Source organism: bacterium (genome assembly GCA_030655055.1).
In the GTDB taxonomy this organism is placed as follows: Bacteria; Edwardsbacteria; AC1; order AC1; family EtOH8; genus UBA5202.
Genome location: JAURWH010000175.1, coordinates 1 through 10,779 on the forward strand (window position 1 = coordinate 1; position 10,779 = coordinate 10,779).

The 10,779-nt window shown below is 56.7% G+C and carries 12 protein-coding genes; all 12 read right to left on the reverse strand.

Features of this window, described 5'->3' with window-relative positions:
- Positions 1 to 83: 83 nt before the first annotated feature.
- The gene (locus tag Q7U71_08255; protein MDO9391750.1) at positions 84 to 932 is read right to left on the reverse strand and encodes a hypothetical protein; all 849 of its coding nucleotides are present in this window, start codon (positions 930 to 932) and stop codon (positions 84 to 86) included.
- A complete protein-coding gene (locus Q7U71_08260) occupies positions 929 to 1,564 on the reverse strand; it encodes a hypothetical protein (GenBank protein MDO9391751.1) in 636 nt (211 codons plus the stop codon). The genes Q7U71_08255 and Q7U71_08260 overlap by 4 nt, the downstream gene beginning before the upstream one ends.
- Positions 1,565 to 1,572: 8 nt before the next feature.
- On the reverse strand, positions 1,573 to 2,769 hold the full coding sequence (locus tag Q7U71_08265; protein ID MDO9391752.1) for a hypothetical protein: 1,197 nt from the start codon (positions 2,767 to 2,769) through the stop codon (positions 1,573 to 1,575).
- Positions 2,770 to 2,938: 169 nt separating this feature from the next.
- The gene (locus Q7U71_08270; protein MDO9391753.1) at positions 2,939 to 3,571 is read right to left on the reverse strand and encodes a hypothetical protein; all 633 of its coding nucleotides are present in this window, start codon (positions 3,569 to 3,571) and stop codon (positions 2,939 to 2,941) included.
- 28 nt (positions 3,572 to 3,599) lie between these two features.
- Entirely contained in the window at positions 3,600 to 4,457 is an 858-nt protein-coding gene (locus tag Q7U71_08275) for a hypothetical protein (GenBank protein ID MDO9391754.1), read from the reverse strand.
- Positions 4,458 to 4,461: 4 nt separating this feature from the next.
- A complete protein-coding gene (locus tag Q7U71_08280) occupies positions 4,462 to 5,082 on the reverse strand; it encodes a hypothetical protein (protein ID MDO9391755.1) in 621 nt (206 codons plus the stop codon).
- Between the two features lie 11 nt (positions 5,083 to 5,093).
- The gene (locus Q7U71_08285; protein MDO9391756.1) at positions 5,094 to 6,230 is read right to left on the reverse strand and encodes a hypothetical protein; all 1,137 of its coding nucleotides are present in this window, start codon (positions 6,228 to 6,230) and stop codon (positions 5,094 to 5,096) included.
- A gap of 138 nt (positions 6,231 to 6,368) precedes the next feature.
- Positions 6,369 to 6,869, reverse strand: a complete 501-nt coding sequence (locus Q7U71_08290) for a 4Fe-4S binding protein (GenBank protein ID MDO9391757.1) — start codon at positions 6,867 to 6,869, stop codon at positions 6,369 to 6,371.
- A 23-nt stretch (positions 6,870 to 6,892) separates the two neighbouring features.
- Entirely contained in the window at positions 6,893 to 7,984 is a 1,092-nt protein-coding gene (locus tag Q7U71_08295; GenBank protein ID MDO9391758.1) for an FAD-dependent oxidoreductase, read from the reverse strand.
- Positions 7,985 to 8,032: 48 nt separating this feature from the next.
- Positions 8,033 to 8,344, reverse strand: coding sequence for a (2Fe-2S)-binding protein (locus Q7U71_08300; protein MDO9391759.1), 312 nt, complete (start codon positions 8,342 to 8,344; stop codon positions 8,033 to 8,035).
- Between the two features lie 281 nt (positions 8,345 to 8,625).
- On the reverse strand, positions 8,626 to 9,465 hold the full coding sequence (prmC, locus tag Q7U71_08305) for a peptide chain release factor N(5)-glutamine methyltransferase (GenBank protein MDO9391760.1): 840 nt from the start codon (positions 9,463 to 9,465) through the stop codon (positions 8,626 to 8,628).
- Between the two features lie 220 nt (positions 9,466 to 9,685).
- Entirely contained in the window at positions 9,686 to 10,756 is a 1,071-nt protein-coding gene (prfA, locus tag Q7U71_08310) for a peptide chain release factor 1 (GenBank protein MDO9391761.1), read from the reverse strand.
- Positions 10,757 to 10,779 lie beyond the last annotated feature (23 nt).

The following is a 10,779-nucleotide window of genomic DNA, read 5'->3' on the forward strand; positions in this document are numbered from 1 at the left end:
TGTACAAAAAGGAGAAGATGCACAGCGTCAGAACGGCTGCCACCCACACCCAGGGATTGGTTGAAAATATCATTTTTTGCTCCTTACTTCTTGGTCTGGTTGTGCCGGGTCACCAAATACCCGATGTTGCCCAGGATGATGAAGGCCATCAGCAGCAGATGGACGATGGAGACCGCGTCCATTCCCTTGCCGGCCACCCGGGGGGCCTTGGAATATCCGTTCTTCTGGTTAAGATATTCGTATTCGCTGGCCCCCTTCATTCCGTTCAAAAGCCCCACCAATTGTCCGGATTGCAGGAACGGATAGTAATCGGCGGTGCTGACCGCGGTGCAGCCCGAGCCCACGCTGGCGTGGTACCTGGTGCCGGCGTAGGCGATCCAGCTCTGGGTGATGGCGCTTCCGGCGATGGAGACCACGATCGGGACATCGGCGTAATTACGGACGTTGGCCATCATCGGCAGGCTGTCCAGTTTGGTCCCGTAAAAGTCGGCGGGAAAGGCCTGGCGGAAGTTCTCTCCGATGGACATCATCACTATGGCCGCCCCCGGCTTAAAGCCCAGAAAGGCGTAATCCTGGCCGTATACGGCATCGTATTCCGGGGCGATCTTTCTCAGGGCCGCTTCCGACAGGGCCGCCCCGTTGGGATCCAGGGTCAGCACGATCACCCGGATCTTCTTGGCAAAGCAGTGGCGGATGATTGATTCCAGCATCGGCTGAAGCTCCGGCATCATCGAGGGGCTGTAATCCGCCGCGATCAACACCGGCTGGCTCTGGGCCGGGATCTTGTCGATGAAATCATAAAGTTTGACGGTGTATTTTCCCGGCAGGGTGGGCAGGTTCATGGGGATGACCAGGGGAACTATCACCGCCACCGCCACCATCAAAAAGATGTACCGGCGGTTGATCTTGGTCAGGTTCTCTAATATCTTCATTTTCCACCTCCCAGCCAGCTGCGCTCAATGCCCAGCACAATTTTCAGCGAAGTGGCCGTCATTCCCAGGCCCACTCCGAACAGGATCCCCCGCTTGGCCGCCATGTTGGGGACCATCATGATCCATTCGGCGATGTCCGGTATCTTTGACCAGATCAGGGAGCCGAAGGGCACCACTCCCAGCATGATGATGAAGCCGGAGATCAGCAGCAGGGCCGCTTCCTGGGAACGGGCCCGGAAGGCCCGGTAGGCGGCCGAGGCCATGTAAAAGGCCAGGATGGAGAACATGGCCGAATCCATGGGGGCCTGAACGTAAAGGAACAGGGTGCGGTACAGCTGGCCCAAAGATTCCATCCCCTTGGCCCTCCCGAAGATCCCCAGCAGGGCCATCGCCACCAGGGCCACCAGGGTGACAATGCTGTTCCACCAATGCTCCTTGCGGCGCCGGATCTTCAGCAGGTGGTGGTTGATCAGGCTGCCGATGGCCAGCACTATGGCAAAGGCGCTGATCACTATCTCCCATTGCAGGGTGGTCTGGTAAATGTTGGTTGAGACCTGGCTGGGGATGAAGAACTGGATGAAGAATACGATCCCCAGGGTCAGCACAATTATCAATGGTATCTGTCTTTTCATTTTGCTCCTTACCCTACCTTAAGAATTTTCAGGATGAAGTCCCTGGTCCCGGGGGCGATCAGCGCCGTGGCCAGCCCGGCCAGCAGCAAAAGCACTATGATGGCCTTGCTCCAGTCCTGGCCCTTCATGGTCCCCAGCAGCATCGGCTCCTTGGAAAGGTAGGCCGAGGCGGCGTAAAGCTCTTCGCCGATCAGGGTGTAATCGCAGGCGGTGATGAAGAACGGCAGCTGCGAGATGGCGTCGGTTCCGGCTATCTGGATGGCCCCGGTGGAGGCCCCGGTCTCGGCCAGGATCAGCGACTCGGCCCAGAACATGCCCAGGAAGAAATTGGTGGCCGGCTTCTCCCGGGTCATGATGCCGTCAACCCCGGAGGCAAATCCCATCTGGCTGTCGGTCAGGTAAAAGACCGAGTCGTGATTGTAGGCGTCGGGGCGGCCGACCTCGGCGTAGGCCTCCTTGACTATCTCCTGGGCCACGGTGAACACCACCGGGTCCCGGTTGGGCACTAAGAGCGGAGTGTCGTACTCGGCGGCCTTCTTGGCCACCTGTCCCAGGATGTTCAAGGCGGCTATGGTGGCCACGTCCGAGATGGTGGAAAGTCCGGGCACGTAAAGGATGGGACGTCCCATCTCGGTGGCCCGGCCCACCGCCTCCTCCACCGCGGCCAGCCCGGCGATCCGGCGGATGAACAGGCTCTGGCCCCGCTTGGCCCGGGAGATGAAGATCACCACTATCAGGGTGAACAATAAACAGCTGATCAGGGCATTGACCCGGGCGGTGTTGAACCATTGCTCCCGGGCCTGGGCCGGATTGGAGACCGCGCTCAGGGTGAAGGCTGCCGCCCCCCTTCCCACGGTCTTGACCTGATAGAAGAAGTCGCTGGCATTTTTGGGCACTTCCTGGTCGTCAAAACTGGTGAAGCCGTAAGGCACATATCCCACCTTGGAATACTGGCCGTCCACTGTTTCGGAACGCAGGACCTCGTAGCCTTCCACCAGCCCCCGGGCTTCATCCGGCGAAGCCTGCCAGGTGACGGTGATGGCGTTCCCGCCGTCGTTGGGGGTGTCCCCGGCTTTGACCTCCGGAACTGGGGCAATGGCCGCCGCCGCCGGCTCGGCTGTCACGGGGATCTGCTGGGCCGGCAGGGCCAGGCACAGCGAAGCCCAAAACAGGACCAGAAGCAGCCCCGGTATTTTTTGCCTCATTAATTTTCTCCGTTTGTGGTTGATTATATTTCTTGAGAATTATTTTTGCGCGAGGATTTCAGACAAAAAGCATCAATTTCAAAAGGTAGTTGTGAAAGATCATTATGAATCTCAAACCTTTTACAACATTTTGAACCTCATTAACCTCTTCAACCTTGTTGCCAGAAGCTTACTTGATCAGATGTATCCAGTCGGTGAACAGGAACTGCATTCTGGCGATCAGCAACGAGACCCGGGCCATAACAGTATAACCGAAGGTGGCCCCGAAGCCTATCATCACGAACCAGATGCCCACATTGGCACTGACTTTTAGCGCCCCCTTGTGCTCCCGGGAGAAATAGAAGTAGCTGATGGTGCTGATCACTCCGATCATCACCAGCAAGCCGACCATCAGTCCCTTCCGGGGATCCCAGATATTGGCAAACATTGAGGTGTTGACCATGGTCCCCTGGATCTGCTTCAGCACATCGGCCTCAAAGGTCAGGGGAATGGACATGCCGTTCCAGAAACCCAGGCTGGCTGCGATGGGTATCAATATCAAATAGTTGAGTTTGGGAATGAACCGGAAAAGGTACATCAGCCCGATGGCCATGGGAATAAGGGTCAGCCACTGACGGTTCTGCAGCGGTGTGACGATATACGGCAAAGTGTAGTTGTTCCAGTACAGGACTATGAAATACCCCACCGAGAGCCCGGTAAAAAGGTGCTCGGCAAAACGGAAAACGGGGTTATCTTTATAGAGATATGAGAAAATGGCCAGGCTCAGCAGGGCCGCAATCCATACCCAAATATTGGTGCTCATGTTCATTCCCTTGTTAGATGATTTCGGTTTATGATTGCTTGCTTTTGTCCAGTTTCCGGGAAATGAAATACCCGACATTGCCCAAAACGATCAGCAGTATGATCAGCAAGTGGGAATAGGCAATGGCATTCATGGCTTTGCTGGCCACGTCAGGTTTGCCGTAATAACCGGCGTCAACTATCAGCTGCTCATATTCGGCCCCGCCCTTCATCCCCCCCAACTGTCCAACGAACTGGCCGGTCTGAAGAAAGGGATAGTTGTCCGGAGCCATCACCGCGGTCTGTCCGGCCGCTATCTTGACCTTGAATTTGGTCCCGGCATAGATCATCCAGCTTACCGGGTATGTGGAACCGGCCAGGGAAAGGATTAATGCGATATCGTCGTAATTGTGGATATTTGCCATCATTGGCAGACTATCATAGGGAGCCTGGTAATAATCCAAGGGCAGGGCCTTGGAGACGTTCACCCCCATCTGCAGCATGATGATGGTCATGCCCGGCCGGTACCCGAAATAACTGTAATCCACCCCGTGCTTTTTATTGAATTCCCGGGCCACCTGGGTCATGATGCCCTCTCCAATGGCATCACCCTGCGGGGCCAGCGACAGGCCCACCACTTTGACATTCCGGGCAAAACAGTGCCTTAACACCGCCCGGGCCATGGGATCCAGTTCGGCCGCCACCTGGGGGTCGTAATCGAAGGAGATCATCAACGGACGGCCGTTGGGTTCTATCTTATCGACATAGTCAAATACTTTCTGAGTGGCGGAATCAACATAGAAGCGCGATTTGACGCTGAACAGCAGCGGTATCAAAATCGTCGCCAACAGCAGGCCGAAAACTATCCGCCGGTCAAGTTTGCCGAATTTAGCAAGGAACTTCATCATAATATTATTGCCCTCCCATCCAGTTGCGTTCGATGCCCAGGATGATCTTCAGCGAAGTGGCGGTGATTCCCAGGCCGATGCCGAAGGTTATTCCCCGCTTGGCCGCCATGTTGGGCACCAGCATCAGCCATTCAGAAAGTTTGGGGAAACCGCTCCAGACGGCAGCCCCCTGAGGGATCAGGCCGATCATCACTATGAAGGCTGAGATCAGCAGCATGGTGGCTTCGGTGGATTTGGCCCTAAAAGCCCGGTAGCTGGCCGAGGCCATGTAAAAGGCCAGGATGGCGAACATGGTGGACTGCATTGGCGCCAGGGCGTAATTGAAAATTTTCATGTAAAAACTTCCCTCGCGGGTGCCGCTGAAGACCGCCGCCAGGACCATGAACAGGGCTGCGCCCAGATAGACGATGCTGTAACCCCACCCTTTGTTTTTACGGTTTATTTTTATTATGTGGTGCCGGACCAGACTGTCCACCGCTATCACCGAGGCAAAAACAAATATAACCATATCCCACTCGATGGCTTTGTTGAATATCATCTGGGACGGACGGCTGGGGATGAAGAACTGGATGATAAAGAAAACTCCCAGCACAAAGACTATGGCCATTGGTACGTTTTTTTTCATTTTCAATCGCCTTACTGAATGGTGAACATATTATAGATCAAATCACTGCGGAAAATAATGGCCGCAATGGTTCCCGCCAAAACGAACAGGATGATCAGCAGTTTGCAGGCATCCTGACCCTTAAGGCTTCCCACCAGCAGGGGTTCCTTGGACAGGTAGGCCGAAGCGGCGTAAAGTTCCTCGCCGATCAGGGTGTAATCGCAGGCGGTGATGAAGAACGGCAGCTGGGAGATCTGGTCGGTCCCGGCTATCTGGATGGCCCCGGTGGCCGCCCCGGATTCGGCCAGCACCAGTGACTCGGCGGCGTAATAGCCCATGAAGAAGTTGGTGGCCGGCTTTTCCCGGGACATGATCCCGGCCAGGGCCGCGGCATAGCCCATCTGGTCGCTGGTGATGAAATAGACCGAGTCTTCCTTGAACAGGTCGGGACGGCCGGCGCTGTTGTATCCCTCCTTCACCATTTCCCGGGCCACCGCATGGACCACCGGGTCAGCCGTGGGAACCAGTAACGGGGTATCGTATTCGGCCACCTTTTTTGAGATCTGTCCCAATATATTCAGTGAAGCCACCGTGGAAATGCTGTCTATCCACCCGATGCCGTTGCAGTACAGGATCGGCTTGCCCATCTCGGTGGCCCGGCCCACCGCTTCCTCCACCGCATCCAGGCCGGCGATGCGCCGGATGAACAGGTTGCCCCGGCGGGCCCAGAAGATATAAAGCAGGGTGATGGCAATGAATAAAACAGTCCCTATCAGGGTGTTGAGTTTTCCGGCGTGGAACCAGCTTTGAGTGGTGGCGACCGGCCCGGCAATGGCGCTCAAAGCGATGGCGCTGTCCCTGGTGACCGCCGCTATCCGGTAATAATAGCTTTTGCCCATGGTCTCGATGGTATTGTCCTCGTGGACATCGGTCCCCTTTGGCACCCAGGCTATCATGGCAAACGAATCGGACGGGAATTCCGACCGTTCGATGTTATAACCGGCAAAGCCGGGCTCGCTTTCGGAGACCGACGGCTTCCAGGTGATGATGATAATGGAACCGTCATCGTTGGGAGCATCCGCCAGTTTAAGATCGGTGGGCGGCTCCAGCCCCAAAGCCAGAACGGGCAGCAGCAGGCAGGCCAGCAGGACCATTTTCAGTTTGCCCATAACGTCCCTTTTTGTTTGTGGGTTTATATTATTTTTTTACTAAATCCGCCACAAAGACACTAAGACACAAATATTACCATTCACCGTTCACAATTCACGATTTGGTTTGGTGCCTTGGTGTTTTGGTGGCAAAAGGCATCAGGGAACCAGTTTAAAGAACCTGACAACCTTTTCCCTGCCCTTGGGGATGGCCAAGGTCACCAGCGGCGTCTTGTCCTGGGCCTTGGTGTTCACCACCCGGATGACTTTTGCCTGGCAGCAGGTTTGGCCCTGGCGGTCCAGCGCTTCCACCGTGTCCCCTTTCTGGGGCAGGGGCAGGAATTCGTAAGGCATGGTGACGGCGCTCTCGGCCTCGGAATATTTTTCGTCTATCACGAAGATGGCCAGTCCCGGGCAGCGGGAGACGCAGATGGTGCAGCCGTTGCATTTGGAGTGATCCACCCGGGGCAGGGCGTTGATGTCCTGGCCCACCACGATGGCCTTCTGGGGGCAGCTGGTCTCGCAGGGGTTGCAGGGTATCTCCTGAAAGCATTCCACCACTGCCACCGGGCCCTTCTTCAGCCGTTCTTCGGCTGGCCAGGCGGCCTGGATGTCGGCGGCATCGGCCAGGCCGGTTGATTTCAACTTGTCGGATAACATTAAACTTTCAAACTTTCATACTTTTAGACTTGTTTGATCCTGCACTCCTTCAGCTTGCACTTCCCTTCCCTGGCCTTCTGCCCGAAGGGTCCGGCCCGCAGTCCCGCCAGCCGGCAGGCGGTGTCGTCTATCCGGCACTGCAGTTCTTTGGAATCGCCCTTGAGGTATTTGACCGCGCCCAGCCCGGCCAGTTCGCCTTCCAGCATGGCGGTGGAGGCTTCCTCGATCCCGGTCACGTCTCCGGCGGTGAAGATGCCGGGGATGGAGGTCATCATCAGTTCGTCGTGCCAGGCCACCTGGCCGCCCAGTTCCGGAACAAAGTTCATCTGGCACCCGGCCTGCCACAGCATTTCGGTCAGGGGCGTCAGGCCCACCGCCAGACAGATGGTATCGCACTCTATGTTCTGTTGACTGCCTGCAACCGGCTGCCACTTATCGTCTATCCTGGAGATCACCGCGCCCTTTACCTGGTCTTCGCCCACTGCCTCTAAGATGGTATGTCTGGTCAGGATGGGCACCCCGGCCCGGGCGATCTTGGAGGCGTGCACCAGATAGCCCCCGATGTTGGGCAGTCCCTCGATGATGGCCTTGACCTGCACCCCGGCCTGCATCAGCTGGTAGGAGACGATCAGCCCGATGTTGCCCGATCCTATCATCAACACGCTTTGCCCGGGCTTGATGCCGTAGACGTTCATCAGTGTCTGCACCGCCCCGGCGCCGTAGACACCCGGCAGATCGCTGCCGGGAAAGGTGACGAAGTTCTCCGAGGCCCCGGTGGCCGCCAGCACCGCTTTGGGCTTTAAGCCGTGAAGCTTGTCGTTCTTAAGCACAGCCACCGTCCCGTCGGGATAGTAGCCCACCGCCGGCGAATTGCTCCAGATCTCTATCCCCCGTTTCTCCATCTCTCCGGCCAGCTCGGTCCCGATGTCAAAGCCCCGGGTGCCGGCCCGCTCCGCCTTGCTGCCGAAGAACATGTGGGTCTGCTTGATCAGCTGTCCGCCCAGCTTCTGGTTCTCGTCTATCACCAGGGGCTTCAGGCCGAAGTCCGAGGCCGCCAGCGCCGCCATCAGGCCCGCCGGTCCTCCGCCGATTATCAAAAAGTCAAGAGTATTCATGAAATTGAGTATTTGGGGTATTAATGTAGTAACGTATCCGAGATGCGCTTAGTTCAGAGTAATACGGCCGCGGCCCTGCTGGCGCCTCACCTGCATGCCCTCCTTGATGGGCGTGATGCAGGAAAAGACGTTGGGCACGCCGTCCACCTCCATCAGGCAGGACGAGCATTTGCCGATGGCGCAAAAAAAGCCCCGGGGTCGGTTGAGCTTGACGCTGTGGCGCAATATCTTGACCCCGGCGGCATGCAGCGCAGCCGCGACGGTTTCGCCCGAAAAGCCTTCCACGGGCCGGCCCTCAAAGTAAAAAGTGACCTTGGGGCCTCTTTGAAAATTCAGAATTGGGTGGGTTTCTATCCTCATTTTTCCGGCAGATATATCTTGTTTGGTTAATTTGCTTTTGTTTTTGCCGCCTCTGGCGGCACCCCGCCAAAGGCGGTGGCGTTTTCGTCTTCAGACCGCAGTATAGCTTTTAATCATATCCTATTATGCCCGGCTTGTCAATAATGCCCAAAACTAATTTTCACCAAGGGCATGGGGCAACGTTGTCATCCTGAGAGATGCTCCAGAGTTCACCGCCGAAGGATCTGTCTTTGGGTTTTTGTTACTCAAAGTAATCCCTCTTGTTTCACAAGCGAAGCAGTCTATCTATACCCCAGCACTATCCGCTCGATCTTAGCGTAGTCTTTCAGGATCTCGATCTTCATTCCCGGATCAGAGGTTTTCAGCAGCTTCCGGACCTGGTCTCCCTGACCCTGCCCTATTTCCAGGGCCAGCAGGCCGCCGGGGTTCAAATATTCTTTCAATTTTTTGGAGATCAGGCGGTAGAATTTCAGTCCGTCCCGGCCCCCGTCCAGGGCCTGCCAGGGCTCGTAAAGCGAAACTTCGGGCTGCAATGACTTCAACTGACCGGATGGAATGTAAGGCGGATTGGAGACTATGCAGTCGTATCTCTGTTTTAGTTTGGGGAAAATGTCGGCTTTTGCTATTTTCACCCGGCGGGAAAGTCCGTGGGAGGCAACGTTCATTTTGGCCAGCGCCCCGGCCCCGGGCGAGATCTCGCTGGCCCAGATCCTGGCGTTCGGAAGGTTCCTGGCCAGGGCTATGGAGATGGCCCCGCTGCCGGCCCCGATATCCAGGATGGTTGACCACTCCGGTTTCCAGCGCTTGATGACCGCTTCGGCCAAAAGCTCTGTCTCGGGCCGGGGGATCAGGACGTTCTTGTTCACTTTGATCTTCAGTCCGTAGAATTCCGTCTCCCCGATGATGTACTGCCAGGGCTGGCGGGTCTGCCGTTGAGACACGGCCCGTTTGAATTTCAGTTCCAGGTTTTTGGGAACCTGCTCGGAATTCCTGATGAACAGCCGGGCCCGGCCGCATTTGAAGACAAAGGAAAGCAGTATCTCTGATTCCAGTTCCTGGCTCTCGATACCATTCTGTCTCAGCGCTTCAGCGCCCCATTGCAGCAGCTGGCCGATGGTCATGGTTTGATTAGTTAAATGTTGAATTACCAAATATCTATTTTCCCCACTAAATACACGAAACGACACTAAAAATGATTATTATTTTTCGTGATCTTTAGTGGGCAGACGTCCCTATTCCAGCGCCGAAGCAAAGAGAACCTGGTACCGTTTTTCCCACTAAACGCACGAAACGACACGAAAGGTTAAATCAATTTTAGTGCCCTTTAGTGGGGAGACGCCCTTATTCCAGCGCCGAAGCCAGCTCCTCGGCCTGGGCCGCCTTGATCAGCCCTTCCACCAGCTGGTCTATATGCCCTTCCAGCACCTGGTCCAGGCTGTGCAGGGTTATTCCGATCCGGTGGTCGGTCACCCGGTTCTGGGGAAAGTTGTAGGTCCTGATCTTCTCGCTGCGGTCGCCGGATTTCACCTGGCTCTTGCGGTCCTGGGCCTCCTTGGCGTGGCGGTCAGCGTCCAGCTTCTCCAGCACCCGGGAGCGCAGGATCTTAAGGGCCTTGGCCTTGTTCTTAAGCTGGGAGCGCTCGTCCTGGCAGGCCACCACCACCCCGGTGGGAATGTGGGTCAGGCGCACCGCCGAGTAGGTGGTGTTGACGCACTGTCCGCCCGGCCCGGAGGAACAGTAGATGTCTATCTTCAGGTCGGCGGGGTTGATCTGGATGTCCACCTCCTCGGCTTCGGGCATCACCGCCACGGTGGCGGCCGAAGTATGGATCCGGCCCGAGGCCTCGGTCCGGGGCACCCGCTGCACCCGGTGGACGCCGCTTTCGTAGCGGAACAGCCCGTAGGCCCCCTCGCCCTCCACCCCAAAGGTCACTTCCTTGAATCCGCCCAACTGGGTGGGATTGGAGTTCATCAGGTCAATCTTAAGACCCTTGCGCTCGGCATAACGGGTGTAGAGCCGGAACAGGTCCCCGGCAAAAAGCGCGGCCTCATCGCCCCCGGTGCCGGCCCGCACCTCCACGATGGCGTTCTTGAAGTCGTTGGGATCCTTGGGCACCAGCATGGCCTTGATCTCTTCCTCCAGCACCTTGAGCTTCGGCTCCAGTTCCTCCAGCTCGGCCTTGGCCATGGCGGTCATTTCGGGGTCCTCGTTGGTGGTGACCATGGACCGGCTGTCATCGATCTGCCGCCTCAGGCTCTTCAACTCGTCGTATTTGGAGATGGTGGCGCCAAGAGAGCGGTGCTCCCGGGCATAGTCGCGGAACTTGGCCTGGTTGGCCAGCACCGCCGGATCGGACAGTTGAGACTCCAGCTCCCGGTATCTTTTTTCCAGTTGTTCCAGTTTATTGTCCATGGTTGGTTCCGTTTTCCTTTTAG

Excerpts from the sequence above, each read along its gene's own strand:
- Q7U71_08255 (MDO9391750.1), bottom strand. The coding sequence starts at position 932 with ATGAAGATATTAGAGAACCTGACCAAGATCAACCGCCGGTACATCTTT.
- Q7U71_08260 (MDO9391751.1), bottom strand. The coding sequence starts at position 1,564 with ATGAAAAGACAGATACCATTGATAATTGTGCTGACCCTGGGGATCGTA.
- Q7U71_08265 (MDO9391752.1), bottom strand. The coding sequence starts at position 2,769 with ATGAGGCAAAAAATACCGGGGCTGCTTCTGGTCCTGTTTTGGGCTTCG.
- Q7U71_08270 (MDO9391753.1), bottom strand. The coding sequence starts at position 3,571 with ATGAGCACCAATATTTGGGTATGGATTGCGGCCCTGCTGAGCCTGGCC.
- Q7U71_08275 (MDO9391754.1), bottom strand. The coding sequence starts at position 4,457 with ATGATGAAGTTCCTTGCTAAATTCGGCAAACTTGACCGGCGGATAGTT.
- Q7U71_08280 (MDO9391755.1), bottom strand. The coding sequence starts at position 5,082 with ATGAAAAAAAACGTACCAATGGCCATAGTCTTTGTGCTGGGAGTTTTC.
- Q7U71_08285 (MDO9391756.1), bottom strand. The coding sequence starts at position 6,230 with ATGGGCAAACTGAAAATGGTCCTGCTGGCCTGCCTGCTGCTGCCCGTT.
- Q7U71_08290 (MDO9391757.1), bottom strand. The coding sequence starts at position 6,869 with ATGTTATCCGACAAGTTGAAATCAACCGGCCTGGCCGATGCCGCCGAC.
- Q7U71_08295 (MDO9391758.1), bottom strand. The coding sequence starts at position 7,984 with ATGAATACTCTTGACTTTTTGATAATCGGCGGAGGACCGGCGGGCCTG.
- Q7U71_08300 (MDO9391759.1), bottom strand. The coding sequence starts at position 8,344 with ATGAGGATAGAAACCCACCCAATTCTGAATTTTCAAAGAGGCCCCAAG.
- prmC (MDO9391760.1), bottom strand. The coding sequence starts at position 9,465 with ATGACCATCGGCCAGCTGCTGCAATGGGGCGCTGAAGCGCTGAGACAG.
- prfA (MDO9391761.1), bottom strand. The coding sequence starts at position 10,756 with ATGGACAATAAACTGGAACAACTGGAAAAAAGATACCGGGAGCTGGAG.